The organism is Streptomyces sp. ISL-87 (assembly GCF_018614095.1).
GTDB lineage: Bacteria > Actinomycetota > Actinomycetes > Streptomycetales > Streptomycetaceae > Streptomyces.
Genome location: NZ_JAGGOY010000061.1, coordinates 95,930 through 112,147, shown reverse-complemented (window position 1 = coordinate 112,147; position 16,218 = coordinate 95,930). Strand labels below are relative to the sequence as shown.

General features: G+C 72.9%; 15 protein-coding genes. 11 read left to right on the top strand and 4 right to left on the bottom strand.

The features are described 5' to 3' along the window. Positions 1 to 165 precede the first annotated feature (165 nt). Positions 166 to 1,236, bottom strand: a complete 1,071-nt coding sequence (locus J7I97_RS22405) for a dihydrodipicolinate synthase family protein (RefSeq protein ID WP_214937661.1) — start codon at positions 1,234 to 1,236, stop codon at positions 166 to 168. A gap of 70 nt (positions 1,237 to 1,306) precedes the next feature. Between J7I97_RS22405 and J7I97_RS22400 the strand changes: the two genes are divergently transcribed. The 5 genes from J7I97_RS22400 (at position 1,307) to J7I97_RS22380 (ending at position 6,623) form a co-directional block, all read left to right on the top strand. Then, on the top strand, positions 1,307 to 2,233 hold the full coding sequence (locus J7I97_RS22400; RefSeq protein ID WP_214937660.1) for a LysR family transcriptional regulator: 927 nt from the start codon (positions 1,307 to 1,309) through the stop codon (positions 2,231 to 2,233). Positions 2,234 to 2,306: 73 nt separating this feature from the next. Beyond that, a complete protein-coding gene (locus J7I97_RS22395; RefSeq protein WP_214937658.1) occupies positions 2,307 to 3,392 on the top strand; it encodes an S-(hydroxymethyl)mycothiol dehydrogenase in 1,086 nt (361 codons plus the stop codon). A gap of 95 nt (positions 3,393 to 3,487) precedes the next feature. Further along, entirely contained in the window at positions 3,488 to 4,798 is a 1,311-nt protein-coding gene (locus J7I97_RS22390) for an alpha/beta fold hydrolase (RefSeq protein ID WP_214937656.1), read from the top strand. Positions 4,799 to 4,968: 170 nt separating this feature from the next. Further along, on the top strand, positions 4,969 to 5,733 hold the full coding sequence (locus J7I97_RS22385; protein WP_214937654.1) for a PIG-L deacetylase family protein: 765 nt from the start codon (positions 4,969 to 4,971) through the stop codon (positions 5,731 to 5,733). 56 nt (positions 5,734 to 5,789) lie between these two features. After that, positions 5,790 to 6,623 carry an enoyl-CoA hydratase/isomerase family protein gene (locus J7I97_RS22380; protein WP_214937652.1) on the top strand — a complete coding sequence of 278 codons (834 nt, stop codon included), beginning with the start codon at positions 5,790 to 5,792 and terminating at the stop codon, positions 6,621 to 6,623. A gap of 60 nt (positions 6,624 to 6,683) precedes the next feature. Here J7I97_RS22380 and J7I97_RS22375 read toward each other — a convergent pair whose 3' ends face one another. Further along, the gene (locus J7I97_RS22375) at positions 6,684 to 7,610 is read right to left on the bottom strand and encodes an SDR family oxidoreductase (protein ID WP_214937650.1); all 927 of its coding nucleotides are present in this window, start codon (positions 7,608 to 7,610) and stop codon (positions 6,684 to 6,686) included. 307 nt (positions 7,611 to 7,917) lie between these two features. Between J7I97_RS22375 and J7I97_RS22370 the strand changes: the two genes are divergently transcribed. The 5 genes from J7I97_RS22370 (at position 7,918) to J7I97_RS22350 (ending at position 12,619) form a co-directional block, all read left to right on the top strand. Continuing rightward, positions 7,918 to 8,892: an NADPH:quinone oxidoreductase family protein gene (locus J7I97_RS22370; RefSeq protein WP_214937648.1), complete on the top strand. Its 975-nt coding sequence runs from the start codon at positions 7,918 to 7,920 to the stop codon at positions 8,890 to 8,892. Further along, positions 8,889 to 10,085, top strand: coding sequence for an acyl-CoA dehydrogenase family protein (locus J7I97_RS22365; RefSeq protein WP_214937646.1), 1,197 nt, complete (start codon positions 8,889 to 8,891; stop codon positions 10,083 to 10,085). The genes J7I97_RS22370 and J7I97_RS22365 overlap by 4 nt, the downstream gene beginning before the upstream one ends. Next, complete coding sequence (locus J7I97_RS22360; protein WP_214937644.1) at positions 10,082 to 11,188, top strand: acyl-CoA dehydrogenase family protein; 1,107 nt, start codon at positions 10,082 to 10,084, stop codon at positions 11,186 to 11,188. The genes J7I97_RS22365 and J7I97_RS22360 overlap by 4 nt, the downstream gene beginning before the upstream one ends. 163 nt (positions 11,189 to 11,351) lie before the next feature. Further along, positions 11,352 to 11,729, top strand: a complete 378-nt coding sequence (locus J7I97_RS22355; RefSeq protein ID WP_214937642.1) for a tyrosinase family oxidase copper chaperone — start codon at positions 11,352 to 11,354, stop codon at positions 11,727 to 11,729. Between the two features lie 26 nt (positions 11,730 to 11,755). Then, a complete protein-coding gene (locus J7I97_RS22350) occupies positions 11,756 to 12,619 on the top strand; it encodes a tyrosinase family protein (protein WP_214937640.1) in 864 nt (287 codons plus the stop codon). Positions 12,620 to 12,739: 120 nt separating this feature from the next. On the opposite strand, the gene J7I97_RS22345 is transcribed toward J7I97_RS22350, so the two are convergent. After that, the gene (locus tag J7I97_RS22345) at positions 12,740 to 13,024 is read right to left on the bottom strand and encodes a chaplin (protein WP_214937638.1); all 285 of its coding nucleotides are present in this window, start codon (positions 13,022 to 13,024) and stop codon (positions 12,740 to 12,742) included. Between the two features lie 268 nt (positions 13,025 to 13,292). Here J7I97_RS22345 and J7I97_RS22340 point away from each other — a divergent pair, with 268 nt between their 5' ends. Beyond that, positions 13,293 to 14,786, top strand: a complete 1,494-nt coding sequence (locus J7I97_RS22340; RefSeq protein WP_214937636.1) for a carboxylesterase/lipase family protein — start codon at positions 13,293 to 13,295, stop codon at positions 14,784 to 14,786. Here the strand turns inward: J7I97_RS22340 and J7I97_RS22335 are convergent. Next, positions 14,764 to 15,795, bottom strand: coding sequence for an alpha/beta hydrolase-fold protein (locus J7I97_RS22335; RefSeq protein ID WP_308363576.1), 1,032 nt, complete (start codon positions 15,793 to 15,795; stop codon positions 14,764 to 14,766). The two genes, J7I97_RS22340 and J7I97_RS22335, sit on opposite strands and share 23 nt — an antisense overlap. Positions 15,796 to 16,218 lie beyond the last annotated feature (423 nt).

Here is a 16,218-nt window from a genome sequence, read left to right as displayed (position 1 = left end):
TTCATGAAGAGATGTTCGCGCCCCGGCGGTAGCTCGCTGCTCATGCCGCATGGTGTCCACGCCCGCCGCCCGGCCACCGGGAACTTCCCGAAGCCCGCCCGCGGCGCGGGTCGCCTGTGGTGCGGCGGGCGGGTACGGGCGTAGGGGATTTACGGCCCTTCGGCGCTACTTCGCGGGCACGCCCTCCAGTTCGGCCAGCCGCTTCAGGGCCTCCGCCACCGCGGCCTCGCCCGCCGGGAGCAGGGGGAGCCGCACGTCGGGGGTCGGGATGCGGCCCTGGGCATGCAACACCCCCTTGACGACAACGGGGTTGGGCTCGGCGAAGGCCGCCGCGGCGAGGCGGGCCAGCGAGTGGCCCAGCGCCCGGGCCCGGGGGACGTCACCCGCCCGCCAGGCCGAGGCGAGCTCCACGAAGCGGGCGGTCGCCAGGTGTGCCGAGGCCAGGATGCCGCCCACCGCGCCGAGCGCCAGCAGCGGCGACACGTACACGTCGTCGCCGGCCAGCACATCGAAGCCGTCCGGGAGTTCACCGAGCAGCTCCACCGTGTCCTGGTCGATGCCGCCGCCCGCGTACTTCAACCCGGCGACCCCCGGCAGCTCCCCGAGCGCCCGCAGCGCGGCCGCGTCGAGCGGCTGCCCGGTGCGGTACGGGATGTGGTAGACGATCAGCGGTACGGGGCTCACCTCCGCCAGCCGGGTGAAGTGCGCCAGCACGCCCGCGGCCGAGGGGCGCACGAACGACGGCACCGTCACCAGCGCCGCCCGCGCCTGCGGCCACCGCTCCAGCCGGGCGAGCGCCGCCTCGGTGGCCCGGGTGCCGCTCGCACCGGCGCCCACGGTGAGCAGCGCGCCCCGCTCCCGGCAGACGCGGGCGCAGACGTCGGTGACGAGGTCCCGCTCCGCCTCGTCGAGGGCGGCGGTCTCGGCGGTGGTGCCGAGCGCGACGATCCCGGCCGCGCCCGCGTCGAGCACCTCGTGGGCGAGCGCCTCCAGGGCCTCGGCGGCGATGCCCCCGGCGGCGGTGAAGGGGGTGACGAGCGGTACGTGGATCCCGCGGAGGGCGAGACCACCGGGTGCGGCGCCCGACGGGGTGCCGGGTGCGCTGCCTGGCGTGCTGCCCGGCGGGGTCTCCTGCGCGCTGTCGTGTGCCTGCTGTCCGTGCTGTCCGTTCTGTCCGTGCTGCCCGCGCGATGTGCCGTGTGCGTGCTGAGCCTGCTGCGTCGTGTCCTGTGCCATGCGTCGAGCCTCGCCCGGCCTCAGCGTTAAATCCAGTTCGCGTTTCTTACCTGAACCGTAAGCTGAGCCGATGCTCGATGTACGACGCCTGCGCCTGCTGCGCGAACTCGCCCGCCGCGGTACCATCGCCGCCGTCGCCGAGGCCCTCGCATTCAGCCCCTCGGCGGTGTCCCAGCAGCTCAGCGTCCTCGAACGCGAAGCCGGGCTGCCCCTGCTGGAGCGCACCGGCCGCCGGGTCCGCCTCACTCCCGCCGGCCAGAACCTGGTCGGGCACGCCGAAGCCGTGCTGGAACGGCTGGAGCAGGCCGACGCCGAGCTCGCCGAGGCGCGCAGTGGCCTCTCCGGAGTCCTGCGCGTCGGGTCCTTCCCCACCGCCACCCGGGCCATCGTCCCCGCCGCCCTGGCCGACCTCGCCCGCCGCCACCCGGGGCTGGAGCCGATGGTGTCCGAGACCGATCCGGCGGCGGTGGCGCACGCGCTGCGGGCCGGCGACCTGGATGTGGCCCTGGTCCACGAGTACGACTTCGTCCCCGCGCCGCACGAGCCGGGCGTCGCCACCGAGCCGCTGTACGGGGAGGCGATGTACCTGGCCGCCCCGGCGGGGGCACCCGCAGCCGCCGGCCCCGACCAGGGCGCGGTCCTCCGTACACACGCACAGGCGCCCTGGATCACCGCCACGCCCGGCACCCTCTGCCAGGCCATGACCGTACGGGCCTGCCAGGCCGCCGGCTTCACCCCGCGGGTCCGCCACCAGGTGGACGAGTTCGCCACCGTGCTCGCCCTGGTCGCGGCCGGCCAGGGGGTGGCCGTCGTACCGCAGCTCGGGATCGCCGGGCACGTGGACCCGTCCGTCGGTCTCACCCGACTGCTCATGGAACGCCGGACCAAGATCGCCTTCCGCGGCGGGGCCGCGACCCACCCGGCCGTGGCCGCCTTCGGTGCCGCGCTGCGTGCCGCCGTACCGCCGGAGCTGTCGCGCCCGCGCGCCGAGGCGTGACACAACTCCCGTACACCGCCACGCCCGTGTACGTTCGATGGTCCAGACAGGACCGACCAGAGCGGGGTATGACGTGACGCATCGCGTACGAGGGGTCATCGCGCGGAGCAAGGGCGCACCGGTGGAGACGACGACGATCCTCGTGCCCGACCCGGGACCCGGCGAGGCACTGGTCAAGGTCCAGGCCTGCGGGGTCTGCCACACCGACCTGCACTACCGCGAGGGCGGCATCAACGACGAGTTCCCCTTCCTCCTCGGCCACGAGGCGTCCGGAATCGTCGAATCGGTCGGACCGGACGTGACCTCCGTCGCACCCGGCGACTTCGTCGTCCTCAACTGGCGTGCGGTGTGCGGTACCTGTCGGGCCTGCAAGCGCGGCCGCCCCTGGTACTGCTTCGCCACGCACAACGCCACCCAGCCCATGACCCTGGAGGACGGCACCCCGCTCTCCCCGGCCCTGGGCATCGGCGCCTTCGCGGAGAAGACCCTGGTCGCCGCCGGCCAGTGCACCAAGGTGGACCCGGCCGCCTCGCCCGCCGCCGCCGGACTCCTCGGCTGCGGGGTGATGGCCGGCCTCGGCGCCGCCCTGAACACCGGCAACGTCGGGCGGGGTGACTCCGTCGCCGTCATCGGCTGCGGGGGAGTGGGCAACGCGGCCGTCGCCGGCGCCCGGCTGGCCGGTGCCTCGCGGATCATCGCGGTAGACCTGGACGACCGGAAGCTGGAGTGGGCGCGCGGACTCGGGGCCACCCACACCGTCAACGGGCGCACCGAGGACGTGGTCAAGGCCATCCAGGGGCTGACCGACGGGAACGGCGCGGACGTGGTCATCGAGGCCGTCGGCCGCCCCGAGACCTACCGTCAGGCCTTCTACGCGCGCGACCTGGCCGGCACGGTGGTCCTGGTCGGCGTACCGACACCGGAGATGCGGCTCGAACTCCCGCTGCTCGACGTCTTCGGGCGCGGCGGCGCGCTCAAGTCCTCCTGGTACGGGGACTGTCTGCCCGAGCGCGACTTCCCACTCCTCGTCGACCTCTACCTCCAGGGCCGGCTCGACCTCGACGCCTTCGTCTCCGAGACGATCCCGCTCGACGGGGTCGAGGCCGCCTTCGAGCGCATGGAGCGCGGCGAGGTGCTCCGCTCGGTGGTCGAGCTCTGACGGCCCCCCTTTAAACTCGGCGGGACGCCACCCGCACCCCGGACGCGATCCGGCCGGGGTGCGGGTACTCCACCCTCTCACCCCAGGGGCCCGCCGTGACCGCCAGCCGCAGCTATCGCCAGCCCGGTGTCGTCCTGACCGACCACCACTTCAGCGTCCCGCTCGACCACGCCCGCCCCGACGGCGCGCGCATCGAGCTGTACGCCCGTGAGGTCGTCGCCGGTGACAAAAACCCCGCCACCCTGCCCTGGCTGCTGTACCTGGAGGGCGGCCCGGGCTTCGGCGCCCGGCGCTTCGTCGGGCGGCAGGCCTGGCTGGAGCGGGCCCTCACCGAGTACCGGGTGCTGCTCCTCGACCAGCGCGGAACCGGCCGCTCCACGCCCGTGTCCCGGCAGACCCTGCCTCTGCACGGCACCCCGGAACAGCAGGCCGAGTACCTCTCCCACTTCCGCGCCGACTCGATCGTCCGCGACTGCGAGGCCGTGCGGCCCGGCCTGACCGGCGGCGCGCCCTGGACCGTACTCGGCCAGAGCTTCGGCGGCTTCTGCACCACGAACTACCTCTCCACCGCCCCCGAAGGCCTGACCGCCGCGCTGATCACCGGCGGCCTGCCCTCCCTCGACGCCACCGCCGAGGAGGTGTACCAGGCGGCGTATCCGCGTATCGAGGGCAAGAACCTCGCCCACTACGCGCGTTACCCGATGGACGTGGAGCGCGCCCGCCGCATCGCCGCCCATCTCGCCGAGCGCCCGGCCGAACTCCCCGGCGGCTACCGGCTCACCGTGGAGGCCTTCCAGTCCCTCGGGCTGCTCCTCGGCACCGGCGACGGCAGCCACCAGCTGCACTACCTCCTCGAAGACGCCTTCGTACCGACCTCCGCCGGGCCCGCCCTCTCCGATGCCTTCCTGGAAGCCGTCCGCGCGCAGCTCTCGTTCGCCGGGCATCCCCTCTACGCGCTGATCCACGAGTCCATCTACGCCCAGGACCCGGCCGCGCCCACCGCCTGGGCCGCCCACCGGGTGCGCGCGGAGCACCCCCGCTTCGACGCCGCCAAGACCCTCGCCGGAGACGAGCCCCTCCTGTTCACCGGCGAGACCGTGCACCCCTGGCACTTCACCGTGGACCCGGCGCTCGCACCGCTGCGCGAGACCGCCGAACTGCTGGCCTCCCGTACCGGCTGGGGGCGGCTCTACGACCCGGCGCGGCTCGCCGACAACGAGGTGCCGGTGGCTGCCGCCGTCTACCACGACGACATGTACGTCGACACCGCGCACTCCCTGCGTACGGCCCGCGCGATCCGGGGCCTGCGGACCTGGGTGACGGACGAGTTCGAGCACGACGGGGTCCGCGCGGGCGGCCCGCGCGTCCTGGACCGGCTGCTGGCCCTCGCCCGCGACGAGGCCTGACCGCGGGGCGAGGGTGACTGCGGGGCGAGGCCTGACCGCGGGGCGAGGCTGACCGGGGGCGAGGCCTGAGGTCGAGGCCTGACCGCGGGCCGGGAGTCACCGTGGCTCGTGGTCGCTCAACTGGCGGTCCACGAAGACCGTGCCTGCCCCATTCGCCTATTGTGCGCAGCATGACTGAAGAAGTGGATCAGCCGACACCCCTGCAGCCCATGCCCACCGACTGGCAGCGCGCCCTCGCCGTGGTCGCCCACCCCGACGACCTGGAGTACGGCTGCGCGGCGGCGATCGCCGACTGGACGGACGGCGGCCGCGAGGTCGTCTACCTCCTCGCCACGCGCGGCGAGGCGGGCATCGACACGATCGCCCCCGCCGAGTGCGCCCCGCTGCGCGAGGCCGAACAGCGGGCCAGCGCGGCCGTCGTGGGCGTCTCCACGGTCGAGTTCCTCGACCACAGCGACGGCGTCATCGAGTACGGCCTCGGCCTGCGCCGGGACATCGCCGCGGCCATCCGCCGGCATCGCCCCGAGCTCGTCATCACCATGAACCACCGCGACACCTGGGGCGGGCAGGGCGGTGGAGGCTTCTGGAACACCCCCGACCACCAGGCGGTGGGCCGGGCCACCCTGGACGCGGCCGCCGACGCCGGAAACCGGTGGATCTTCCCCGAACTCATCGCGGACCAGGGCCTGGAGCCGTGGAAGGGCGTGCGGTGGGTCGCGGTGGCGGGCACCAACACGCCGACGCACGCGGCCGACGCGGGGCCGGGCCTGGAGCGCTCCGTGAAGTCCCTGCTGGAGCACAAGGCGTACATCGAGGTGCTCACCGACCAGGACCCCGAGGAGTACGTCCGTACCTTCCTCACCGGCTACGCCCAGCAGACGGCGGCCAGGTTCGGCGGCCGTCCCGCCGTGCCGTTCGAGGTCTTCCCCCGCTGATCGGCGCCCCCTAGTCTGACGCTCCGTCAAATTCGGGGCGAAGGGGGCAGGATCAGGTGATCGATACCATCACCACGGAGATCGCGGAGGGTGAGGAGCGGATCCGGCTGGAGGTCGCGGACGGGATCGCGGTCCTCACCCTCTGCCGCCCGGACACGCTCAACGGCTGGAGCTGGGAGTCCACCCGCCAGCTGGGCCTGCTGGCGGACCGGATCCGCTTCGACCCCGCCGCGCGGGTGGTCCTGCTGCGGGCGGAGGGCCGGGCGTTCTGCGCGGGGATCGACGTGACCGCGCCCGGCGGCGCCATCACCGGCGCCTCGGCCGCCGAGCGGACCCGGAACTACTACGAGGGCATCCGCTGGGTCCACGAGCGCTTCGCCGTCCTCACTCGCCTCCCGCAACCGGTGGTCGCCGCCGTGCAGGGGTACTGCCTGGGCTTCGGCTTCGAGCTGGCCTTGATGGCGGACATCCGGGTGGCGGCCGAGGACGCCGTCTTCGCGCTGCCGGAGGCCCAGTTGGGGGTCGCCGTGGACGCGGGCGGCGACCTGCGTATCGCCCGCGAGGCGGGGGCGGGCTGGGCCAAGTTGCTGGCCCTGACCGGCCGTCGCATCGACGCGCCGACGGCCGAACGCCTCCATCTGGTCCAACTGGTGGTGCCCGGACCGGACTTGGACTCCACGGCCCGCGCGCTCGCGACGGAGATCGCGGCGAACGCACCGCTCGCCGTCCAGGGCATCAAGCGGGCGGTGGACGCCTACGCCGACGCGGCCCTCCCCGCCGCCCTCGACCGCGTCGCGATGACAGCCGCCCTCACCCTCACCTCGGAGGACTCCCGCGAGGGCTACACCGCCAAGGCCGCCCGCCGGCCCCCGCACTTCACCGGAGGGTGAGAGCGGACCGGCTCCGGCCATGGACAGCCGGGGCCACCCCTCCAGCCACGGGGCAGGGGTTCACCCGCTGAACGGACTGAACGGTCCGCGCCCCAACTGTTCGCGCACCGGCACCACTTCCGGATTGACCAGCGCCCGGCGCTGCCAGTTCGCGCCGTCGACCACCAGGGTGTGGCCGGTCACGAACCGGGCGTAGGGCGAGGCCAGGAAGGTCGCCGCCCAGCCGAGCTCGCGCGGCGCGCCGACCCGCAGGGCGGGCTGCCGGGCGTCCTTCGCCTCCGGGGCGGCCCGATCCAGGCCGCCCCGGATGTCCTCGGTCATGTCGGCGTGCGGGAACAGTCCGGGGACGAGGCCGTTGATCTGGATGCCGTACGGGCCCCACTCGACGGCGAGGGTCTCCACCAGGTTCTTCACCCCGGCCTTGGCGGCCGCGCTGTGCGCGAAACCCGGGCCGCCGGTCCAGGCGTACGAGGCGCCGATGTTCACGATGGAGCCCGGTGTGCCCGCCGCGAGGTGGCGGCGCCCGAACTCGCGGGTCATGAACCAGGTGCCGGTCAGGGTGATGTCCACCACCGCCCGCCAGGCGTTGGGGGAGAGATCCTCCGCAGGGCTCGGGAAGTTGGCGGCCGCGTTGTTGACCAGTACGTCCGGAAGCCCGAGCGACGCCTCGGCCGCGTCGAAGACCTCCGCGACCCGCTCCGGGTCCCGGATGTCGCAGACGGCGGCCGTCACCCGGCCCGCACCGGGCACGGCCGCCAGCTCCTCCTGAGCCGCCTTGAGCCGCTCCACGCGCCGGCTCGCTATGACCAGGTCGGCGCCCAGCCGCGCGAACTCGGCGGCGATCGCCCTGCCGAGCCCGGTGCCGCCGCCCGTCACGAGGACGACCTGCCCCGCGTACGTACCGGGAGGCAGCGCGGCGGCACCGACCGGCGGCGGCGCGGGCAGGCCGCGCAAGGGCTGGAAGGGGTGCTGCGAGGGGTTCTCCATGCGCCCATCGATAGCGTGCGGGCGCTCAGATCACCATGCCCGCGCCGCGAGTGCCCCGCGAGGTGTTCCCGCTACGCCGTCGGGGCGTCGGCATCGGGGCGTCGGCATCCCGGCGGCGTACATCGGGACGGCGTGCATCTCCGCCCGGCCGCCACGGTCGGCCCGGCCTCCTGATCAGCCCCGCCAGGAAGATCGCGGCGCCGGCCACGGATGTGGCGCGTCTTGGGCCGACCGGTTCCCAGATGGGCAAGCGACTGCTTAGTATGCCAGCGGAGCGTGGTTCCTCGACGGCGGCTGGAGGCCCCGGATGCAGGCATGGCGAGTACATACCCCCGGTGAACCCCGTGAGGCCATGCGCCTCGAAGAGGTTCCGGAACCGGTGCCCGGCGAGGGCGAGGTGAGGCTCAAGGTGCTCGCGGCCAACGTCAACTTCCCCGACGCGCTGCTCGTCCGCGGCCAGTACCAGATCCGGCCCCCGCTGCCCTTCACCCCCGGTGTCGAGATCTGCGGCGAGACCGAGGACGGCCGCCGTGTCATCGCCAACCCGACCCTGCCGCACGGCGGCTTCGCCGAGTACGTCACCGCGCCCGCGCGCGCCCTGCTGCCCGCTCCGGACACCCTCGACGACGCCGAGGCGGCCGCTCTGCACATCGGCTACCAGACCGGCTGGTTCGGCCTGCACCGCCGCGCCCGCCTCCAGAGCGGCGAGACCCTGCTCGTGCACGCCGCCGCGGGCGGCGTCGGCAGCGCCGCCGTCCAGCTCGGCAAGGCCGCCGGCGCCACCGTCATCGGGGTGGTCGGCGGCAAGGCCAAGGTCCGTACCGCCGAGGAGCTCGGCTGCGATCTGGTGATCGACCGTACGAGCGAGGAGCTCGTCTCCCGCGTCAAGGAGTTCACCGGCGGGCGCGGCGCCGACGTGGTCTACGACCCGGTCGGCGGTGACGCCTACACCGCCTCCGCCAAATGTGTGGCCTTCGAAGGCCGGATCGTGGTCGTCGGCTTCGCCGGCGGCACCATCCCCACCCCCGCCCTGAACCACGCCCTCGTGAAGAACTACGCCATCCTCGGCCTGCACTGGGGGCTGTACGCCACCAAGGAGCCGGCCTCCATCCTCGCCTGCCACGCCGAACTCACCCGGCTCGCCGCCGAGGGCGCCATCAAACCGCTGGTCAGCGAACGCGTCCCGCTCGCCGCGGCCGCCGATGCCGTACAGCGCCTCGCCGACGGCGCCACCACCGGCCGGCTGGTCGTCGTACCGGCCCTGGACGGGGGTGCCAGGTGAGCGCGACCGTCACCGCCGAGGAACTGACGGTGCGGGTGAGGGAGCTGCTCGACGCATACCCGCCGGCCGAAACCGACAGCACCGACTTCCTGCGCGCCCGCTTCGACGCCGGACTCGCCTGGGTCCACTACCCCGTGGGCCTCGGCGGACTCGGCGCCCCGCGTTCCCTCCAGGCCGCCGTCGACGCCCAGTTGGAGGCGGCCGGCGCCCCCGACAACGACCCGCGCCGCATCGGCATCGGCCTCGGCATGGCAGCTCCCACGATCCTCGCGTACGGCACCGACGAGCAGAAGCGGCGCTTCCTTCGCCCCCTGTGGGTGGGCGAGGAGGTCTGGTGCCAGCTCTTCAGCGAACCCGGCGCCGGCTCCGACCTCGCCGCGCTCGGCACCCGCGCGGTGCGCGAGGCGAGCACCGGCGACTGGATCGTGGACGGCCAGAAGGTGTGGACCTCCAGCGCCCACACCGCCCGCTGGGCCATCCTGATCGCCCGCACCGACCCGGCGCTGCCCAAGCACCAGGGCATCACCTACTTCCTCTGCGATATGCACGCCCCCGGCGTCGAGGTCCGGCCGCTGCGCCAGATCACCGGCGAGGCCGAGTTCAACGAGGTCTTCCTGACCGGCGTCCGCATCCCCGACGCCCACCGCCTCGGCGCCGTCGGACAGGGCTGGGCGGTCGCCCGCACCACCCTGATGAACGAACGCGTCTCCATCGGCGGCATGCGGCTGCCCCGCGAAGGCGGCATGATCGCGCCGGTCGCCGCCGCCTGGCGCGAGCGGCCCGAGCTGCGCACGCACGCCCTGCACCAGCGGCTGCTGGAACTGTGGGTCGAGGCCGAGGTGGCCCGGCTCACCGGCGAACGGCTGCGCCAGCAGCTCGCCGCCGGACAGCCGGGACCCGAGGGATCGGGGATGAAACTCACCTTCGCCCGCCTCAACCAGGAGATCAGCGGCCTGGAGGTGGAACTCCTCGGCGAGGAGGGCCTGCTGTACGAGGACTGGACCCTGCGCCGCCCCGAACTGGTCGACTTCACCGGCCGTGACGCCGGCTACCGCTACCTGCGCGCCAAGGGCAACAGCATCGAGGGCGGCACCAGCGAAATCCTCCTCAACATCGTCGCCGAACGCGTCCTCGGACTGCCCCCCGAGCCGCGCGACGACAAGGACCTCGCCTGGAAGGACCTGGCTCGATGAGCGCTCCGTTCGACCTGCTGTACTCCGAGACCGAGGAAGAACTCCGAGCCGCCGTACGGGCGCTGCTCGCAGACCGGTGCGACTCCGGACGCGTCCTCGCCCGGGCCGAGAGCGACCGGCCGCACGATCCGGACCTGTGGCGCACCCTTGCGATGGAGATCGGCACCGCGGGGCTGCTCGTGCCGGAGAAGCTCGGCGGCCAGGGCGCGGGGCACCGCGAGGCGGCCGTGGTCCTGGAAGAGCTGGGGCGGGCCGTGGCCCCCGTCCCGTACCTGACGAGCGCCGTCCTCGCGACGGAGATCCTGCTGGCCTGCGATCCGGCCGAAGTCGCCGGGCTGTTGCGGGAGTTGGCCACCGGGCGGCAGGTCTGCGTACCGGCCGTGCCGCTCACGCTGGCGCCCGGGGCGCCGCTGCCGACCGCGGTACGGGACTCCGGAGGCGGGATCCTCTCCGGCACGGTGACCTCGGTGGCGGACGCGGTGGCCGCCGACGTACTGCTGGTCCTCGCGGACACGGGCCTGTACGCCGTCCCGGCCGCCGCGGCCTCCCTCACCCCGCTGGTCCCCCTGGACCTGACCCGCCCGCTCGCCACCGTCACCCTCGACGGGGCGGCGGGAACCCGGCTCGCCGACCCGGCCACGGCGCGGGCGGTCATCGCCGGGGCGCTGCTGTCGGGGGCCGGACTGCTGGCCTCCGAACAGCTCGGGATCGCCGAGTGGTGCCTGACGGAAACCGTCGGGTACGTCCGGGGGCGACACCAGTTCAACCGGCCCGTCGGCTCCTTCCAGGCCCTCAAGCACCGGCTGGCCCGGCTCTGGCTGGACGTCGCCTCGGCCCGCGCGGCCGCCCGCGCCGCGGCCGACGCCCTCGCCACGGGGGCCCCTGAAGCCCCGCTGACGGTGGCCGTCGCCCAGGCTTACTGCTCCGGGGTCGCCGTCCGCGCCGCCGAGGAATGCGTACAGCTGCACGGCGGCATCGGCATGACGTGGGAGCACCCGGCGCACCTCTACCTGAAGCGCGCCAAGGCCGATTCCCTGACCCTGGGCACAGCGGGCCACCACCGCACCCTGGTCGCGGACTTCGCGGAACTCCCGTTCCCGTAGCCCCGCGGCGATCGCCGGCACAACCCAGCCTCGCCGGCGTTTGAGGTGCGGCGGCTCGGGGGCGGAGCCCCCGCACCCTCTGCTAAAAGCACCCCAAGGGGTGACCTCGCCCGCCGCTCCGCGTTAGTCCGCTTAGCGCGGACCACCGAGCGAGGGAGACCGCATGTACACAGCACCGGCACGGGCCGCCGCGGCACTCACCCGCCGCGCGGCCCTCCGTACCGCCTTCACCGCGGCCGTGCTCGCCGGCACGGCCGTTGCCCTGGCCCCCGTACTGCGCGCCCGTCGGCCCCGGCAGACCCTCACCCCGGCCCCGCTCGTGGAGGAGACGTACCGGGGCCGGCACATCGCCGTCGAGCTCGCCGGGGCCGGGGTGCGCATCGACGGCCGCCCACTGCACGTCATGCGCCGGGCCGACGGCAGCTATCTGAGCGGGATCAACCACTTCCAGTCCTTCGCGACCCCGCTGGAGCTGGCCCGCGCCGCCGTCGACGAACTCGGCACCAACCAGCTGGCGATGGCCGCCCCCCACCACGGCTGACGTACGGGAACGGGAGGAGCCCCGCGTTGTACACCCGGCAGAACCAGAAGCACCTCACCAGCACCCAGAAGAAGCGGTTCACGGCCGCCGTGCTGGCGCTCAAGCGCAATGGCGTCTACGACGACCTCGTGCGCACCCACGACAAGTACTTCGTGCCCGACCGGGACCGCAAACTCCGCGTCGGGCACATGTCCCCGTCGTTCTTCCCCTGGCACCGGCGCTACCTCCTCGAGTTCGAGAAGCACCTCCAGGTCGTCGACCCCGGGGTCAGCATCCCGTACTGGGACTGGACCACCGACTCCAGCCCGGTCTCATCCCTCTGGGCCGACGACTTCCTCGGCGGGACCGGCCGGGCCAGTGACCGCCGGGTGATGACCGGCCCCTTCGCCTACGACAGGGGCAACTGGGAGATCACCGAGGGCGTCACGGAGGCCCGCTACCTCACCCGCAACCTCGGCCGCCCGCAGAACCCGATCAAGCTGCCCACCAAGGCCGAACTCCAGTGGGCGCTGGACGATCCGGTCTACGACACCGCCCCCTGGGACTCCACCGCGGCCGAGGGCGGCTTCCGCAACAAGCTGGAGGGCTGGGCCGCGCCGAAGAGCGAGCGCTGGCGCAACCACAACAAGGTCCACCAGTGGATCGGCGGCCACATGACGGGCGGCACGGCGCCAAACGACCCGGTGTTCTGGCTTCACCACGCCTTCGTGGACCTGCTCTGGGACCGCTGGCAGCAGCAGCACCCCACCTCCGGATACCTGCCCGCCACCCCGCCCAAGTGGGGCGACCCCCAGCGCGGCAGGGTGATCGCGCTGGACGAGCCGATGCCGCCGTGGAACATCACCCCGCGCGAGATGTTGGGGCACCAGAGGCTCTACCGCTACGAGTGACACCGGGCTACGAGTGACGTCTCACGCCCACCTCCTTCACCTCGCCTCACTGCACACACCTCACCGCACAGCGAAAGGGCCCCCGCCAAGGCGGGGGCCCTCAGCCGGTCAGGCAGGCGGTCAGCCGCCGTAGCCCTCGCCCTCGGTGTGGTGCTCGCCGCCGTCCGAGTGGTTGATGCAGGTGTTGCCGAACGCCGGGTTCAGCAGGGCGAACACGTTGACGGTGTTGCCGCAGACGTTGACCGGGATGTGAACCGGAACCTGGAGCAGGTTGCCCGACAGGACACCGGGGGAGCCGATCGCCGCACCGTGCGCTCCGGCATCGGCGACAGCCAGGCCCGCACCGGCGGCCATAGCGCTACCGGCGACAGCGGTGATGGCGAATGCCTTCGCGATACGCGACATCAAGATCTCCTCATGAGATATGGGGCGCCACAGAATCTGTGGCTTTGACATGGCATACAACGCAGCGATGGCCCAAGGGTCACGGCCGCTGCGCCTACCTGGTGATGCCGAATCGCACAGAGGCGGAATACGGCCATGTCTTGGTGACGTCCCCCGGCCACCACCGGGGATCGGAGCCGGCACCCGGCCGGGTCGCGCCTTGGCAACCGTTGGAAGGCTGTGCGACCGTGCCCGGAACACCTGATTCGGCAGTTCCCAGGAGGACGGGATGAGTGCAGCGAGCGGCCGGCCCCGGGCCAGCACCGGATACGGGGTGGTCGAGGGCCGGCGGGAGGCGGGCGGGACCTGCGTCTTCCGGGGCATCCCCTACGCCGCACCGCCCGTCGGCGCCCTCCGCTTCGCCGCGCCCGCGCCCCCGGAGCCCTGGGACGGCGTACGCGACGCCGGTGCGTTCGGGCCCACCCCGCCCAAGGTGCCCTACCCGGACACGTTCGCGGCCCTGCTGTCCGATCCGGAGATCCCCGGGGACGACTGCCTGAACCTCAACGTGTGGACCCCCGCCCCCGTCGGCGAGGAGATGCCCGGAGCCCGGTTGCCCGTGATGGTGTGGATCCACGGCGGGGCGCTCACCCGGGGCTCCTCCGCCGTCCCCGTCTACGACGGCGCGAGCTTCGCCCGCGACGGAGTGGTGCTCGTCTCCGTCAACTACCGCCTCGGCGTGCTCGGATACGGCCTCTTCCCGGACGCCCCCGCCAACCGTGGCCTGCTCGACCAGATCGCCGCCCTCACCTGGGTCCGGGACAACATCGCGGCCTTCGGCGGCGACCCCGACCGGGTCACTATCTTCGGCGAGTCCGCCGGCGCCATCAGCGTCGGCGCGCTGCTCGCCGCCCCGCGCGCCGCCGGGCTCTTCGCCCAGGCCGTCCTCCAGAGCGGCGCCCCCGAGGCCTCTCCGCGCGACAAGGTCCGCACGATGGTCCGGCGAATGGCCTCGCTGCTCAAGATGCCCGCCACCGCCCGGGCCTTCTCGGCCACCGCCCTGCCGGACCTGCTCGCGGCCCAGGGCGCCGTGCTGCGCCGCTCCGGTCCGCTGCTCGGCGGCCCCCACTTCGGGCTGGTCACCGACCCGGACACACTGCCCGAGGACCCCCTCGACGCGGCGGCCCCGGACGTGCCGCTGCTGCTGGGCTGGACCACCGAGGAGTACCGGCTCTGGCTCGCCCCCACGGGGGCGATGCGGATGCTGGACCGGCTGGGCCCCCTGGCCGTGGCGCTGGCCCGGGCCCGCAGCGGCAAGGACCGGGCCGCCGTACGGGCGCTGCGCGCCGCCCTGCCCGGGGCGACCCCGGCCGAGCTCGCCGGCCAGCTCCTCACCGACCGGCTGCTGCGTGACCCGCTGCGGCGGCTCGCGGGGGCCCGGCGGGCGGCGCCGAGCTACCTCTACGAATTCGGCTGGCCCTCCGGGGTACCCGGCCTCGGTTCCTGCCACGCCCTCGAACTGGGCTTCGTATTCGACGCACTCCATGTGCCGGAGTCCACCTGGCTGGCCGGCCCGGACGCCCCGCAGGCGCTGGCCGACGAGATGCACGCGGCGTGGGTGCGCTTCGCGGTGACCGGCGACCCGGGCTGGGCCCCCTGGGACGGCAACGGCCCGCCGAAGGCGTTCGGCGGGCCGGAGCTCAAGGAAGCGGGAGAGGCGGAGGAGGCGCTGGAGGCGCCCCGGACGCGGGACGCGGTGGCTACTCCACCGGTCCTTCCATGACCTTGCTGATGAACTCGATCGGGCCCTCGCCCATGTTCGGCACGTACGTCTTGGCGTTGTGCTTGCCGCCCGCGATCACGCGCAGGCTGGTGTGGATCGGGCCCTTGTTGCCGTAGGTGGCGATGAATTTCTTCACGTCCGGCAGGGTCTTCGGGTTGCTCTCGCTGTCGCCGACCTGGAAGGCGAGGTAGACGTCCGGCCCCTTGCTGTCGATGAGCTGCTTCGCCAGGATCTCGGGGTTGTTCTCGGCCTTCTCCTTGTCGTAGCCCTTCCACAGGGAGGAGTCCGGGACGATGTCCGGGCCGGAGGCGATCACGGCCTTGAACTTGTCCGGGTGCTTCAGCACGGCCTTCAGGCCCGCGAAGCCGCCGGTGGAGGAACCCATGAAGGCCCAGCCGTCACGGGACTTGACCGTGCGGAAGTTCGCCTTCATCAGGTCCGGGACGTCCTCGGTCAGCCAGGTGCCCATCTTCGGCTGGCCGGGGATGTCGGAGCCGTCCCAGTAGATGCCCTTGTCGTCCGGCCCCGGGTTCAGCACCGGCATGGCCAGGATGAAGGGCTTGCTCTTGCCCTCCGAGTACCACTTGCTGATGCTCGTCTGGAGGCCCAGGTCGGTGCCCATCCAGTAATTGGTCGGGTAGCCGGCACCGCCGGGCAGGGCGATCATGACCGGAAAGCCGCTCTTGGCGAACTTCGGGTCGTTGTACTCCTTGGGCGCCCACACCCAGACCTTGCCCTTGAAGCCGGACTTCTTGCCGTCCAGGGTGGTGACGGCGACGTGCGTGCCGTCGGCCAGGGTCATCGAGTTCTTGAACACGGCCGACGGATCGGTCGGCATCTGCATCTTCGAGTTCGCGGGCTGCTTCGGAGCGGCCTTCTCGCCGCCGCCCCCGGTACCGCCGCTACCGCCGGCGGGCTGCCCGAACGACACGTCCTTGCCCTTGTCCGTGAACGGGGGTATCTCGTAGTAGCTCATCACGCCCGCCGCTATGCCGGCGAGGGCGAGCACGGAGACGCCGGCTATCAGCCAGCGCCACCCGCGGGACCGTCGGCGCGGCGGCTCGGGCGCGGGCGGCTGCGGCGATCCGTACGGACCGGGCGCACCGTACTGATCGGGCGAGCCGTACGGATCGGCTGAACCGAACGCAACGGTCGGACCGTCGTACTGCGACTGTGGCTGCTGATACCGAGGTTCCGGTTCCTGCCGGTATGGCTGGTATTGGTGACCATCGGGTGCGTACGACATGTGCGAGGGCTCTCCGGCTGTTGCTGCCCTGTTGGGGCGGGGTTGTCTGCTTCTCCTCGAATGATGATCGCAAAGTCGAACTGGTTCCACATTTTTCCTTCTCTTGGAACTCCGTAGAGGAGGACGTTGCCGATCACCGGGAGGGCCTTCGGAGTTCCCGTTCTGTTCGCCGTCTGTCCCTGGCCC

Coding starts and splice junctions, on each gene's coding strand:
- J7I97_RS22405 (WP_214937661.1), bottom strand. CDS start 1,236: ATGGCACAGGACACGACGCAGCAGGCTCAGCACGCACACGGCACATCG.
- J7I97_RS22400 (WP_214937660.1), top strand. CDS start 1,307: ATGCTCGATGTACGACGCCTGCGCCTGCTGCGCGAACTCGCCCGCCGC.
- J7I97_RS22385 (WP_214937654.1), top strand. CDS start 4,969: ATGACTGAAGAAGTGGATCAGCCGACACCCCTGCAGCCCATGCCCACC.
- J7I97_RS22375 (WP_214937650.1), bottom strand. CDS start 7,610: ATGGAGAACCCCTCGCAGCACCCCTTCCAGCCCTTGCGCGGCCTGCCC.
- J7I97_RS22370 (WP_214937648.1), top strand. CDS start 7,918: ATGCAGGCATGGCGAGTACATACCCCCGGTGAACCCCGTGAGGCCATG.
- J7I97_RS22360 (WP_214937644.1), top strand. CDS start 10,082: ATGAGCGCTCCGTTCGACCTGCTGTACTCCGAGACCGAGGAAGAACTC.
- J7I97_RS22355 (WP_214937642.1), top strand. CDS start 11,352: ATGTACACAGCACCGGCACGGGCCGCCGCGGCACTCACCCGCCGCGCG.
- J7I97_RS22345 (WP_214937638.1), bottom strand. CDS start 13,024: ATGTCGCGTATCGCGAAGGCATTCGCCATCACCGCTGTCGCCGGTAGC.
- J7I97_RS22340 (WP_214937636.1), top strand. CDS start 13,293: ATGAGTGCAGCGAGCGGCCGGCCCCGGGCCAGCACCGGATACGGGGTG.